Below are 13,809 nucleotides of genomic sequence, written 5' to 3'. Positions count from 1 at the left end.
CAGCTCAGTGAGTGCGGAGTTGCTCGATCAGCTCACCCTTGTTCAGCTTCGAATAGCCGTGCAGATCGAGTTCCTTGGCACGTTTCTTCAGCTCGTCGACTGTCCACTCCTCGTACGGCGAGGATTGTCCGCCGGACTTGGCGACATTCGACCGCCCTCGATTGGCGGCCGCATTGGAGATTCGGGCCGCCTTCTCCTTGGAATCGCCCTTCTCGCGTAGCTCTTCGTAGAGTTCTTGATCCTTGAGTTGAGGTTGTGAGTCCTTGCGAGCCACTGTTTCGTCCCTTCACTCGTCTTCACTCCGACGGTGTGGCCGAACTGGCAATTCGGCCACACCGCAGGTTCGAACGTACGTCGGCACTCAGGATGTAGGCGGCACCTCGAAACGCCCCCACACGCGGTGCGTCTTCAGAAGCTGAGCCAGCGAGGCGAGCGCTCCTTCCGCGTCTGCATCGACGACGACTCCCAATGCAGACTCGTCGATACCGGCCGCAGCCAGCGCACTCATGCTCTCTCCCCAACCACCAATTGCCTTGCTGTGACGATACATTTCGTTTAGCAGAGTCTCCACCCGTGGATCCAACTTGCCCTCGCCGATCCGAGAAACGTCGCCGCTCAGCAGGATTGCATCGAATTCGATCGAACGAGCTGTGAGGTAGGATCGCTGCACCGTCACCGCGTCGTCACCGTCCCCGATGGTTCCGCCGTGCGGGCCGAGGATCAGCGGCACCATGCCGGCGTCGAAGATCTTGTCTCGAACGGCGACAACCGTTTCGAGATCGGAGTTCTCATCGACCAGTAGTGCGATGATCCTTCCGTCTACCGGCCATTCCGCACCAACCTGGGACAGTGCAGGGCTGAGCTCCGGATCACTCAACGGCTCGGTCGGTTCGGGAACCGGAAGGCCAAGCCCCCCTGCGACGATCGACACGAGACCCGCGTCGATATTCGCCAAGATGCCCAGATTCCGGGTCTTGATGTTCTCCTCGTAGCACTTACCCAATTCGAAGGTATACGCCTGCGCGACGTGCTCCTGCTCGACAGGGGAGAGACTGCGATAGAAGAGTCGAGCTTGCGAGAAGTGATCGTCGAACGATGCCGGCGCCTGCCTCACCTTTCGCCCTGAAACTTCTTCGGACACCTCGATATAGGCCGCGCTCTCCGCCGAGGCCAAGAACGGGCACCCACCGTCCAACGAATTGGGATGGTACGGCGCAACTCCGGTATGTACACCGTCCTGATGAAAGCCGTCGCGAAGCATGTCGTTGACAGGCGCGTGAGGCCGGTTGATCGGGATCTGATCGAAATTGGGGCCACCGAGTCGCGTGATCTGGGTGTCGAGGTACGAGAACAAACGTGCCTGCAGGAGACGATCGTTGGTGATGTCGACACCCGGAACCAAGTGACCCGGATGGAATGCAACCTGCTCGGTCTCGGCGAAGAAGTTCGTCGGATTGGCGTCGAGTGTCATCGTTCCGATGACCTGAACCGGCGCGAGTTCTTCGGGCACGATCTTGGTGGGATCCAATAGATCTATGCCTTCGAACATTTCGTCTTCGGTATCAGGGAACACCTGCACGCCCAGATCCCAGGACGGATATGCGCCCGCCTCGATGGCGTCGGCAAGATCGCGTCGATGGAAATCCGGATCCACACCGCCGGCGATCTGCGCTTCCTCCCACACGAGTGAATGCACTCCGGCGGCCGGCTTCCAGTGGAATTTCACCAGATTCGTCTCGCCGTCGGCATTCACGAGCCTGAACGTGTGAATACCGAAGCCCTCCATCATGCGATAGGAGCGCGGGATGCCGCGATCGGACATGTTCCACAATGTGTGCGCCGTGGCCTCGGTGTGCAGCGACACGAAATCCCAGAATGTGTCGTGCGCGCTCTGCGCCTGCGGGATCTCGCGGTCCGGGTGGGGCTTCGCGGCATGGATGATGTCCGGGAATTTGATGCCGTCCTGGATGAAGAACACCGGGATGTTGTTGCCCACCAGGTCGAAGACACCTTCGTCGGTGTAGAACTTGGTGGCGAAACCGCGTGTGTCGCGTACGGTGTCCGCCGAACCTCGTGAACCCAGCACCGTCGAGAACCGCACGAACACCGGGGTTCGAGCACCGGAAGCGAACACCGATGCTTTACAGATGTTTTCGGCCGCGCCATTCGCCAGGAACGTTCCGTGTGCAGCCGCCCCGCGGGCGTGGACGACGCGCTCCGGAATTCGCTCGTGATCGAAGTGTGTGATCTTCTCACGCAGGTGGTGGTCTTGAAGAAGAGTCGGGCCGCGCTCGCCGGCAGTGAGTGAGTGGTCGGTCTCGTAGAGACGTGTACCGGTTGCGGTGGTGAGGTACTCCCCCCGCTGGCCGCGACCATTTCCCTTCACCTTCTCCTCGGCACCCGCGACGGTACGCACCTCCGGCTGCCGCTGGTCATCCTTGGGCGGCAACGGCTGTCGAGGCTTGACCGGCTCTTTCAGGTCCGGCGCTTTCGGGGCCGGTGCACCTGGGACGGACTGAGATGAAGGCATCGAACAGCTCCTCTTGATCGTCATGCTGGGCGCAAGAATCTTGTTACGCCTTATGTAAGTAGAGATTTCAAACTGAACGCGGAGCCACGACTCACCCCCGGCTGGGATCAATCCCAGGCCGAGGGTGACGAGTGCGTCAGGGCTATTGCTCGGACTTCTGTCGCGCTTCGTCCGCGGCCGCTTCTGCGCGAGCCTTCTCGGCTTCTGCCTCTTTCTTCGCGACTTCTCGCTGGCTTTCGGCCTTGTCCTGCTGGGCGCGGCCCTCTCGGGTCAAACTGTCGTTTCCGGAAACCGCACCCACGGCTTCCTTGGCCTTACCCTTGACGTCCTCTACGACGCCTTTGATTCCCTCGCTGGGACCGCTCTTGTCATCTGGCACGTTGACCCTCCAATACGTTTCGGATTGTTGCTCAGGAATCCCACACAGGTAGGAATCCCCCACAGAAGGCCCTACCCCATCGAAATTCGCATAAACATCCGTGCACCGACACGCCGCAACGCGTACAAGAAGCGGCCACCGAGGGGAGTGCCGTTCACTCTCGTGTGTTATTCAGTGCTCATGAGCCAGCTACAGACCGATCCCCCCGTGGGCGGAACGCTGTCCACGATTCGCGCGCTTGCGCCCAACCTGGCTCCGATCGAGCGATGCGTCTCGAACATCTCAAATAGCAAACAGCATTCTCAGAAACTGTTTACCGGGCACAGGAATTGGCGGGACTCGTTCCAGAAGGGGAAGAGGTCGGTGGTGGTGGCCGTGGGGTGGTCGATCTCGGCGAGAGTGTAGAAATCGAGAATCGTCCGCCCGGCGGTTGCGCTGACCTCGCATGCCTGCAAGCTCAGTTTCGCCTCCGCCACGAAGCCGATACTGCGGGCGAAAGGTCCGAGGGCCCCGGCATTGACAAAACCCTCGAGGTTTTGTCCCCACTGGTTGTAGTCCGACTGCAAAGCAAAGCTGCATGTTTCACCGAACAACTCGGTGCAGGTTGTCGGCTTCCCACCGATCGTGTGAACCGTATCGGCGAGCTCGTGCGAAGTACCTTCGCGCGGTGATCCGGAAAGGAGAAGCAAGACGGCGACGGCCAAGGCAACCACCAGAAGGATGCTCGCGGCCGTTGCCAGTATCGCCTTCACAATCCCTCGATCCACGTAAGTTCATGAGGGGAACCGATTTTGGAACACCGGTCACTGGATTTGTACCCGTGGCACTCGGGGTCCAAACATCGACCAGGCTGGGAGCCGTGCATCAGGCTGGGGGGTCGCGAGAGGATCTGTGGGAAAAAGCCGGGGGAGGATCGACACTCCCTTCCACTATCAATGTATATCGCACCGGGGGCCTTGCGGCAAGGCCCGGGTAGTGCCGCAAAATGGCTCTTCCGATCCCGCACGACCCACTACGGGATCGGAACAGCCAGCGGAAGTGAGGGCACGTGCCAACCCAGGGATACGAAGAAGAACTGCGATCCGAGCGGAACTATGTGGAGGCGCTCTACGCACGCCTCGATGCGCAGCGCGCCCGAGTCAAGGGCAGGTACAGCACCGCTCTGCGCGGAAACGGCGAAGCACTCATGGAACGCGATGCAGAGGTGCGCGCGCTCGCCAAAGAGGTGAAGAGGCTGGACGTAGCCGACAACGGCCTGTGCTTCGGCCGGTTGGACTCACTGTCGGGTGAGACTTCGTACATCGGCCGAATCGGCCTTCTCGATGCGGACAACGACTACGAACCGGTGCTGCTCGATTGGCGGGCGCCGGCATCTCGCCCGTTCTACGTTGCCACCGCTGCAAACCCGGAGAACATGCGTCGACGCCGTCAGTTCCACACACGCAGTCGACACGTGGTCGATTTCACCGACGAGGTACTCGGGCGCCCTGACGGCGCAGAACACGACACCCACAGCGATTCCGCCTTGCTCGCTGCGGTTAACGCACCGCGAGGTGAGGGCATGCGCGACATCGTGGCCACGATCCAGGCCGAGCAGGACGACATCGTCCGACTCGAACACCCCGGGGTGCTGGTGATCGAAGGTGGCCCCGGTACCGGGAAAACCGTCGTCGCCTTGCACCGCGTCGCCTACCTGCTCTACACGCAGCGAGAGCGAATGGAACGTCACGGCGTTCTCGTGGTCGGGCCGAACCCGGCGTTCCTGAACCACATCGGCCGCGTGCTGCCCTCGCTGGGCGAGTCCGACGTGGTGTTCATGACCACCGGTGATCTCGTTCCCGGTCTACGCGTCACTGCCGAGGACACTCCGGAGGCCGCTGGGCTCAAAGGCTCGCTGAAGATCCTGGACGTTCTCGGCGCAGCGATTGCCGATCATCAGCGCTTGCCCGAGAACCCATTGTTGATCGAATTGGCGGACGTCACAGTGCGAATCGACGCCGAAACTGCGGAATGGGCCCGAGAAGAAGCTCGTTCGAGCGGACTCCCCCATAACGACGCTCGGACTGTGTTCACCGAAATCGTCACCTGGGCACTGACCGAGCGGGCGATAGCGCAGATCGGCAAGGGATGGTTGACACGCAGTGACCGTGAAGCCTGGGAACAAGTGCGCGCAGATCTGACCGCAGAGTTGGCGGAGAATGACGCGTTTGCCGCCGCACTCGACGCACTCTGGCCGATCTTGACACCGAAAGAGCTACTGACACAGCTGTTTACTTCGCCGGAACGCCTACGCAAGGCAGGCGCAGACGAGACACTGTTGCGCCGAGAGGGCGATGCCTGGACGGTGTCCGACGTTCCGCTTCTCGACGAATTGGTGGACATGCTCGGCCGGGACAAGCCCGTCGACCAGAGTGCCGAACGTGAACGCCGCGACGAGGCTGCGTATGCAGCGGGCGTGCTGGACATGATGATCAGTCGTGAAGACTTGATGGACGACGAGGATCATCTCCTCGCCCAAGACATGCTGTACGCCGAGGACCTGGCGGATCGTTTCGTCGAACGCGATACCCGGGAGCTCGCCGAACGCGCTGCTGCTGACCGAGACTGGACGTACAGGCATATCGTGGTCGACGAGGCACAAGAGCTGTCCGAGATGGACTGGCGAGTCCTGATGCGCCGTTGCCCGGACCGGTCTTTCACGGTGGTAGGTGATCTCGCGCAACGACGTTCACCCGCAGGTGCTCGCTCGTGGGCGACGATGATGGAGCCGTACGTCCCCGGCCGCTGGATCTACCGATCCCTGTCGGTGAACTATCGCACCCCCGCCGAGATCATGAGCGTCGCCGCCGCCTTGCTCGCCGAGTTCGCGCCAGACGTCCAGCCGCCCGAGTCCGTCCGCGCCTGCGGGGTCCAACCGTGGTCCAAGCGAATCTCCGCCGACGAACTAGCCTCCGCCATCGACGAATTCAATCAGGACGAGGCCGGACGCGAGGGTACGAGCGTCGTCATCGGACCTGAGGACGTGCCCGGCGCTGTGCCGGTTTCGGAAACGAAGGGCCTCGAGTTCGATGCCGTGCTCGTCGTGGAACCGGAGCGAATCATCGCCGACGGCCCACGCGGTGCGTCTGAACTCTATGTCGCCCTCACCCGCGCGACCCAACGTCTCGGCGTCCTACACGAGGGGCCATTGCCGCACGCATTGACCGGGCTCGTCCGGGTCGGGACGGCCAGATCACCGCAGTCGTTCGCGGCGAGCGATGGTGCTGTGTAGGCCTTCGGCAGCGGCGCGAACGTAGGACACCTGGCTCTCGGGGACGAAGCGACTGGTGGGACCGGTGACACTGATGGCGGCGACGGGTTTGTCGTTGGTTCCGAATACCGGCGCTGCAACGCACGCGAGACCCGGCGCTGATTCCTCGCGCTCGAACGCAATACCGGTCTCGACCACTCGGTTCAGTTGGGTATTGAGAATGCCGGGCGCAACAATTGTGTGTGGGGTTCGGCGCGTCATCGGTTCCGACAGCACCTCGCGGCGAAACTCATTGTCGGAGAATGCCAGGAGCGCCTTGCCGATCGCGGTGCAATACAGCGGTATCCGGCCACCGGTCCGGGACGGCGAGTTGGCTTGCCGGTGTCCGCCGATCTTCGCGACGTATACGACGTCGTGGCCGTCACGGACCCCCAGGTGGACTGTCTCGTGGGTCCGCTCGTACAGGTCCTGGAGGAACGGCATCGCCATCTCCAGAAGGCTCCGTTCGAGAGAGGCGAGCATGCCGAGTTCGAAGAGGCCGCCGCTGAGCCGGTAGCCACCGTCGATACGGTCGAGTAGCCGGTTCGCGACCAGTTCGTTGGCCAGGCGGTGCACCGTCGCCTTGTGCAGGCCCGTCCGCTGGACCAGGGTGGCCAGAGGCAACACGTGGTCGTCGGCCCGGAAGGCGCGCAGGATCGTCACCGCCTTGCCGAGCACGGTGTCGAGGTTTGCGCTGCCAGTCACCTCCCCAGCGTATCGCTGAGTGAGACAGTTCCCTGGCGCAATCTCGGTGCCGCGGCGAAAGTAGTGGCCATGAGCCAGCCCACGAATACCAGTACAGCTAGCGAGACCGACATCGCAGCTGCTGCGGACCGCCTCGCAGCCGCCATCGCGAGCGGCACTCCCTGCGCGCCCGTGCGCGATCTGATCGGCGCCGACGACCTCGTCGCCGCCTACGCCGTCCAGCGCCGCGTCGACGAAATCCGTCGGCAGGCGGGGGCCGTGGTCGTAGGCCGCAAGATCGGCCTGACCTCGGTGGCAGTCCAGCAGCAGCTCGGTGTCGACCAGCCCGACCTCGGCGTGCTGTACGCCGACATGGAGTTCCCCGCCGGCGGCGCCATCCCCATGAGCCGTTTGATCCAGCCCAAGGTCGAAGCGGAAGTTGCCTTCGTGCTCGGTGCCGACCTCGTGGACGGACCGCTGGACAGTGCGCAGGTGCGCGGTGCGATCGACTACGCCGTCGCCGCGATCGAGATCTGCGACAGCCGCATCGAGTCGTGGGACATCAAGTTCGGTGACACCGTCGCCGACAATGCGTCCTCGGGCGTGTACGTCCTGGGAACCGAACGACGCACCCTCGACGAGGTGGAACCCGCCGGCGTCGTCATGTCGATGTCCGTCGACGGCACCGAGGTGTCCACCGGCGTCGGAACCGCCTGCCTGGGCGATCCGATCGAAGCCGTCGTCTGGCTCGCCCGCACTGCACGTGAGTTGGGGCAGCCGCTGACCGCAGGGCAGGTGATCCTGTCCGGCGCTCTCGGCCCCATGGCACCGGTCACCGCAGGCAACGTAGTCACCGTGACCGTCTCCGGGCTCGGTTCCGTCACCACCAGTTTCTCCAGCGAAGAGGACAACGCATGAGCAAGGTCAAGGTCGCGATCATCGGATCGGGCAACATCGGCACGGATCTGATGATCAAGGTGCTGCGCAACTCCGACTACCTGGAGATGGGCGCGATGGTCGGTATCGACCCCGCGTCCGACGGCCTCGCTCGCGCCGCGCGTCTGAACGTGCCGATCACGGCAGAAGGCGTCGAAGGCCTTGTCGGTCTGCCGAACTTCGACGAGATCGAGATCGTCTTCGACGCCACCTCGGCAAAGGCTCACGTGGCCAACAACGCGCGGCTGGCTCCCCTCGGCAAGCGCATGATCGACCTGACGCCTGCCGCGATCGGACCGTACGTCGTACCGGCTGTCAACGCGGACGAGCACTTGGACGCACCCAACGTCAACATGGTGACGTGTGGCGGCCAGGCCACCATCCCGATGGTTGCCGCTGTTTCTCGGGTCGTCCCGGTGGCGTATGCGGAGATCGTCGCGTCCATCGCCTCCAAGTCGGCCGGTCCCGGAACGCGCGCCAACATCGACGAGTTCACCGAGACCACGTCCGAGGCGATCGTGGCAGTCGGCGGCGCTCGTCGCGGCAAGGCCATCATCATCCTCAACCCCGCTGAGCCGCCGCTCATCATGCGCGACACGGTCTTCTGCCTCGTCGACGCACCGGACCCGGCTGTTCACGACGAGATCCGTCAGTCGATCGAGAAGATGGTCGGCGACGTCTCCGCGTATGTCCCCGGCTACCGACTCAAGCAGGAAGTCCAGATCACCGAGATCCCGGCCGACCAGCCCGTCGAGACGTTGCTCGTCGACGGCAATCGCCCCACCCACCAGGTGTCGGTGTTCCTCGAGGTCGAGGGCGCGGCACACTACCTGCCTGCGTACGCCGGCAATCTCGACATCATGACGTCCGCCGGAATGCAGATCGCGGAGCGCATCGCCCAGCAGAAGGAAGCAACCAAGTGAGCAACCGCAAGATCTTCGTCCAGGACGTCACCCTTCGTGACGGCATGCACGCTGTCCGCCACCGCATTTCGCCCACCGACGTCAAGCGGATCGTCACAGCTCTAGACGCTGCCGGCGTCGACGCGATCGAAGTAGCACACGGTGACGGCCTCGCCGGCGGCTCGCTCAACTACGGCCCCGGCTCGAACACCGACTGGGAATGGATCGAAGCAGCGGCCGAGGTACTCGAGCACGCTCGTCTCACCACGCTGCTACTTCCGGGTGTCGGCACGATCAGTGAACTCAAGCATGCCTACGACCTCGGTGTTCGCTCGGTTCGCGTTGCCACGCACTGCACCGAGGCCGACGTCTCCGCGCAGCACATCGAAACCGCCCGCGAGATCGGCATGGACGTCTCGGGCTTCCTGATGATGAGCCACATGGCGCCTGCCGAGGAACTGGCCAAGCAGGCCAAGTTGATGGAATCGTATGGCGCGCACTGCGTCTACGTCACCGACTCGGGTGGACGTCTGGTGATGAACGACGTCGCGGATCGTGTTCGTGCATACCGCGACATCCTCGACGAGGGCACCGAAATCGGTATCCACGCCCATGAGAATCTCTCGCTCTCGGTTGCCAATTCCGTTGTTGCAGTGCAGAACGGCGTCACCCGCGTCGATGCTTCGCTTGCCGGTCACGGCGCCGGTGCCGGCAACTGCCCCCTCGAGGCCTTCATCGCCGTCGCCAACATCGAGGAGTGGGAGCACGGCTGCGACCTGTTCGCCCTGCAGGATGCCGCCGACGACATCGTCCGACCGCTGCAGGACCGGCCGGTCCGCGTCGATCGCGAAACCCTCACTCTCGGCTACGCCGGCGTGTACTCGAGCTTCCTGCGCCACGCCGAAGCCGCGTCGGAGCGCTACGGAATCGACGTTCGCACACTGCTGCTCGAAGCTGGACGCCGCCGTCTGGTGGGTGGTCAGGAGGACATGATCGTCGACATCGCGCTCACCCTCGCAGCGCAGGCGACAAAGGAAGCAGTCTGACGCGCTGCCGAGTTCGCTGACACCCGAGTCCCGTCTCCGGACGAGGGCGGGACTCTGTCACGTAAAGGCCGGTGGTGACCATACGGTCACCACCGGCCTGGGCTGAATGGCTTACTTGGCGATGAAGTCGAGAATGTCTGCGTCCAAAGCCTTCTGGTAGTCGCCGTAGATTCCGTGCGGCGCACCCTTGTAGATCTTCAATGTGCCGTCATTGACCAATTCGATTGCCTTGAGGGCGGCTGCGCCAATGGGAACGATCTGGTCGTCGTCACCCTGCGCAATGAAGACGGGAACGGTCAACGCCTTCAAGTCCTCGCTGAAGTCCGTCTCCGAGAACGCCTTGACACAGTCGTAGGCAGCTGCCAGATTGACCAGCATTCCCTGGCGCCAGAAATCGTCCTTCGCCCCCTGGGACACGTTCGACCCCTCGCGATTTGCGCCGAAGAACGGCTCGGCGATGTCGCGATAGAACTGCGAACGGTCGGTGAGAACTCCGGACCGGATGTCGTCGAACGCTTCGATCGGTGTGCCCTCCGGGTTGTTCTCCGACTTCACCATGATCGGCGGAACGGCGCCGGCGGTGATCACCTTGGCAACACGCCCTGCGCCGTGTTGCGCTGCGTACCGAACGACCTCGCCGCCTCCGGTCGAGTGACCGACGAGCGTCAGATCGTGGAGGTCGAGCGCTTCGACGAGTTCAGCCAGATCACGGGCATAGGTATCCATGTCGTTGCCCTGATAGGTCTTCGAGGACCGGCCGTGGCCGCGACGGTCGTGTGCGATGGCACGGTAACCGGCGTCGGCGAGCACCTTGAGTTCCAACTGCCAGGCGTCCGAGGAGAGGGGCCAACCGTGGCTGAGCAGCACAGGCCTCCCGGCGCCCTGTTCGGTGTAGTAGATCTCGGTTCCGTCGGAAGTGGTGATGTACGGCATGATGTCCTCCTGGGCGAAAGGTTCTCGTTGGGTAACAAGAACATTCGTCCACTTCAGGAGCGATGTCGTCGCTGCTGGCTTCCATTGTGGGGGAGCGCTACCCGGGGAACCCACTACCGGCTAACTGGTAGAGGGATCGATGCGAACGGTGATGGTGGTGCCACCACCGACCGGGCTCGAGATCGTCAGAGTTCCTCCAACCGCGGCAACGCGGTCCTGCAGCCCGATCAGACCCGAACCGCTTTCGGCGTCTGCTCCCCCCTTGCCATCGTCACTGATGGTGAGGTCCAGACGACCCTCTTGCGAGACGGCCGCGATCGTAACCACGGACGCGTCGGCATATTTCGCGGTGTTGGTGAGCGCTTCAGCGACAACGTAGTACGCCGCGACTTCCACAGAATCGGTTAGTCGAGTGACGATCTCGGCTGTGAGCGCGACCGGGATCGGACTGCGGCGAGCCAAAGTCTTCAGCGCCGGCGCGAGACCCCCGCGGGACAGGATCGCCGGGTGAATCCCTCGCGAGAGTTCACGAAGATCGGTATTGACTTGAGCCAGTGTCTCAACGGTGCGGGCCAAGCTGATTCGCAGCTCATCGAATCCGTCGGGAACTGCGGCCTGAGCGCCGCGTAACTCCATCCCGAGAGTGACGATCCGCTGTTGCGCCCCGTCGTGCAGGTCACGTTCGATGGTTCGGCGGGCTTTGTCGGCTGCAGCCACGACGCGCGCCCTGGACCGTGTGAGCTCGCGCCTGGTTTCACCGTTGTAGACCGCGGTTGCGAGCAGGTCTGCGAAGTCGGTCAACCGGTCCTCGACGTCACTCGCGAGAACACGTCCCGTACCGCCGATGATTACAGCTCCCCACGTCCGACCGTCGACGTTGATCGGTACCCCGATTCCCGTACGCAACCCGCGTCCGCGCAGCCTCCCCGCGATCGCCCCTGTCGCAGTGGTGAAGTCGATGGCAATCGGCGCACCCGAAGTCTCGACGATCGTGCAGACGTTGTATCCACCGACAGGGAAGCGTTCACCCGGGATCAATCGTTCTCCGGTTGTAGTATCGTCCCGCGCAGCGAGAATTGTGAAGTAGTCGTCGTCGTCGTAACGCACGACCGACACGTGTTCGATGTCCAGTCCGTCGGCCAACTCCGCGGCGACAGCATGATGGACATCGTCGGGTTCGGCTCTCGAGGCAACAAGTGTCGCTACGCGTCGCAGTGAAGCCTGCTGACGCGCCAACGCGAGAGTCTGTTCGAGAAGTACCCCGCGATCTCGCACAGCGGCAAGCAGGGCCTCGAGCGACGGTACGATTCGTTGAACGCGGCGAGCATCGGCCTGGGTCAACTCTGCCGGTACAAGTAGCGAACCCGCGACACAGGCTCCATCCCGTAGAACGATCCGCCTCTGCCCGCGCCCCACCGGGGCATCCGCGGGCCCTAACTTCGCATACGGCGCGGGCAGGTCGAGCACGGCGGACAATCGCACGCTCGCGTCGTCAAGCATCTCCACTACATTCGACGTCCGAAGCATCGTCCGAGCCAGCGCAGCCAACAGATCCGCCTCACGACGACGCTGATCCGATTCCATGGCGCGAAGACGTGACTGACCGACGAGAACGTTGGTCAGCAAGGCCAGGACGAGAAAAACCACCACTGCCGGTACAAGGCTTTCACGGCTTTCGACGACGTGGATGTAGGCGTACGCGGCAGTGCTGGCAACCGCCGTCGCAATTGACAGCCGAAATCCCCAGCCTGCCGAAACGACGAGGACACCGAAAAGAAAAACCGCGCCGAACGCATTCTCGGGTGCAATCCGCTTCAACATCAGAACGAGAAGAATCTCCACGACAATCAATCCCGTAGCCAGGGCGATGCCCCAACCGAGGGGAGGAGCGCTCGGACGCAGCACGGACGTGACGAGACGGCCGCGCAACGGAACTGACGAAGTCATCGGACGCCCGGGTTCCCCGAGAAATTACGGGTAGCGGTAATGCCGGGTGCGCCGACGTCTGACAGCCTTGACAGGGTGAAGTCTTCCGACCGGAGCTGCCTCATCGTCGACGACAGCGATGCATTCTGCACCGCTGCACGACGAGTGCTCGAGGCCGCGGGTATGACGGTTGTCGGAACCGCATCCAGCCTCGGCACGGCCATCACAGTGGCCGAAGCTACCCACCCCGACCTGGTCCTGGTGGACATCGACCTCGGTTTCGAAAGCGGATTCGACGTGGTGGAGATTCTCCACGCCGCCGGTTTGGCGCCGACGCCGGCCATCATCCTTGTGTCGACACACGACGAAGAAGACTTCGCCGATCTTGTCGAATCGAGTTCAGCCATCGGATTCCTCTCGAAGTTCGAACTGTCCGCAGACTCGATTGCGCGGATTCTTTCGCAAGGATGAGTGTGCCGATTCAAACGCAGACACCCGTCAGCTGACGGCATCGAGATACATGATGACTGCGCGCACGCGGCGATGGTCGTCGGCGGTACTCTCCAGATCGAGCTTGGTGAGGATGCTCCGCACGTGCTTTTCGACGGTGCCCTCGGTGATCCACAGCCGACGCCCTATCCCCACGTTCGACAGGCCTTCTGCCATCAGCGTCAGCACTTCTCGCTCGCGGACGCTAAGTGCCGCCAACGGGTCGTCACGTCGCCTGGCCGCCACCAATTCGTAGACCAGAGCGGGATCGATGACCGAGGCGCCGGCTGCGATCCTGTCGAGCGTCGCGACGAAATCGTCTACGTCGGTCACTCGACTCTTGAGGAGGTACCCGATCCCCTTCCCTCCGTCGAGAAGCTCCAACGCATGATCGACCTCGACATGTGCTGACAGTAAAAGCATTGCAACGGAGGGGAACTCTCTTCTTATACGCAGCGCTGCGTCGAGCCCTTCCGAAGTGTGTGACGGTGGCATCCGGATGTCGATGATGGCCAGTTGCGGATTTTGCCCGTCGACCAGTGTCAGCAGTTCGTCCGCATCCCCTGCCTGTCCGACGATTTCCAGGCCTGCCCGAGTGAGCAGGCTGGCCACCCCCTCCCGTAGGAGCACGTCGTCGTCGGCGATGACCACTCGCAGGGCCGTCACAAGACTCGGCTCGATACCTGTTGCACGAG

Annotated in this window: 13 protein-coding genes; 5 read left to right on the top strand and 8 right to left on the bottom strand. The window is 62.9% G+C overall.

Annotated elements, in window-relative coordinates; translation table 11 throughout:
* Positions 1 to 4: 4 nt before the first annotated feature.
* The 4 genes from PCS43_RS07575 to PCS43_RS07560 all read right to left on the bottom strand — a co-directional run bounded on the left by PCS43_RS07575 (position 5) and on the right by PCS43_RS07560 (position 3,676).
* Positions 5 to 274: a DUF7218 family protein gene (locus tag PCS43_RS07575; RefSeq protein ID WP_003943161.1), complete on the bottom strand. Its 270-nt coding sequence runs from the start codon at positions 272 to 274 to the stop codon at positions 5 to 7.
* A gap of 87 nt (positions 275 to 361) precedes the next feature.
* Positions 362 to 2,530 (bottom strand): catalase, encoded by a 2,169-nt coding sequence (locus PCS43_RS07570; protein WP_209910462.1) that lies wholly within the window; start codon positions 2,528 to 2,530, stop codon positions 362 to 364.
* A 142-nt stretch (positions 2,531 to 2,672) separates the two neighbouring features.
* The gene (gene mbp1, locus PCS43_RS07565; protein WP_003943084.1) at positions 2,673 to 2,909 is read right to left on the bottom strand and encodes a microaggregate-binding protein 1; all 237 of its coding nucleotides are present in this window, start codon (positions 2,907 to 2,909) and stop codon (positions 2,673 to 2,675) included.
* Positions 2,910 to 3,211: 302 nt separating this feature from the next.
* Positions 3,212 to 3,676: a hypothetical protein gene (locus PCS43_RS07560; RefSeq protein ID WP_270923010.1), complete on the bottom strand. Its 465-nt coding sequence runs from the start codon at positions 3,674 to 3,676 to the stop codon at positions 3,212 to 3,214.
* Between the two features lie 281 nt (positions 3,677 to 3,957).
* Here PCS43_RS07560 and helR point away from each other — a divergent pair, with 281 nt between their 5' ends.
* A complete protein-coding gene (helR, locus tag PCS43_RS07555; protein WP_209910465.1) occupies positions 3,958 to 6,180 on the top strand; it encodes an RNA polymerase recycling motor ATPase HelR in 2,223 nt (740 codons plus the stop codon).
* On the opposite strand, the gene PCS43_RS07550 is transcribed toward helR, so the two are convergent.
* Positions 6,142 to 6,903, bottom strand: a complete 762-nt coding sequence (locus tag PCS43_RS07550) for an IclR family transcriptional regulator (RefSeq protein ID WP_003942865.1) — start codon at positions 6,901 to 6,903, stop codon at positions 6,142 to 6,144. The two genes, helR and PCS43_RS07550, sit on opposite strands and share 39 nt — an antisense overlap.
* Positions 6,904 to 6,972: 69 nt before the next feature.
* Between PCS43_RS07550 and PCS43_RS07545 the strand changes: the two genes are divergently transcribed.
* From PCS43_RS07545 to dmpG, 3 genes are read left to right on the top strand one after another with little or no spacing between them, the layout of a single operon-like run.
* Positions 6,973 to 7,800 (top strand): 2-keto-4-pentenoate hydratase, encoded by an 828-nt coding sequence (locus PCS43_RS07545; protein WP_007735684.1) that lies wholly within the window; start codon positions 6,973 to 6,975, stop codon positions 7,798 to 7,800.
* Positions 7,797 to 8,741, top strand: a complete 945-nt coding sequence (locus PCS43_RS07540; protein ID WP_003943168.1) for an acetaldehyde dehydrogenase (acetylating) — start codon at positions 7,797 to 7,799, stop codon at positions 8,739 to 8,741. The genes PCS43_RS07545 and PCS43_RS07540 overlap by 4 nt, the downstream gene beginning before the upstream one ends.
* Positions 8,738 to 9,766: a 4-hydroxy-2-oxovalerate aldolase gene (dmpG, locus tag PCS43_RS07535; protein ID WP_020909650.1), complete on the top strand. Its 1,029-nt coding sequence runs from the start codon at positions 8,738 to 8,740 to the stop codon at positions 9,764 to 9,766. The genes PCS43_RS07540 and dmpG overlap by 4 nt, the downstream gene beginning before the upstream one ends.
* A 111-nt stretch (positions 9,767 to 9,877) precedes the next feature.
* Here the strand turns inward: dmpG and PCS43_RS07530 are convergent, their stop codons facing one another.
* Together PCS43_RS07530 and PCS43_RS07525 are read right to left on the bottom strand one after the other, a co-directional pair.
* Complete coding sequence (locus tag PCS43_RS07530; protein WP_030537432.1) at positions 9,878 to 10,699, bottom strand: alpha/beta fold hydrolase; 822 nt, start codon at positions 10,697 to 10,699, stop codon at positions 9,878 to 9,880.
* Between the two features lie 120 nt (positions 10,700 to 10,819).
* A complete protein-coding gene (locus PCS43_RS07525) occupies positions 10,820 to 12,646 on the bottom strand; it encodes a sensor histidine kinase (protein ID WP_030537433.1) in 1,827 nt (608 codons plus the stop codon).
* 75 nt (positions 12,647 to 12,721) lie between these two features.
* Between PCS43_RS07525 and PCS43_RS07520 the strand changes: the two genes are divergently transcribed.
* Positions 12,722 to 13,096: a response regulator gene (locus tag PCS43_RS07520; protein ID WP_030537434.1), complete on the top strand. Its 375-nt coding sequence runs from the start codon at positions 12,722 to 12,724 to the stop codon at positions 13,094 to 13,096.
* 27 nt (positions 13,097 to 13,123) lie between these two features.
* On the opposite strand, the gene PCS43_RS07515 is transcribed toward PCS43_RS07520, so the two are convergent.
* Complete coding sequence (locus tag PCS43_RS07515; RefSeq protein ID WP_030537435.1) at positions 13,124 to 13,780, bottom strand: response regulator; 657 nt, start codon at positions 13,778 to 13,780, stop codon at positions 13,124 to 13,126.
* Positions 13,781 to 13,809 lie beyond the last annotated feature (29 nt).

Origin of the sequence: Rhodococcus sp. C-2 (assembly GCF_027854095.1) — a bacterium.
Lineage (GTDB): Bacteria > Actinomycetota > Actinomycetes > Mycobacteriales > Mycobacteriaceae > Rhodococcus_F > Rhodococcus_F qingshengii.
This window is presented reverse-complemented; position numbering and strand designations above follow the sequence as displayed.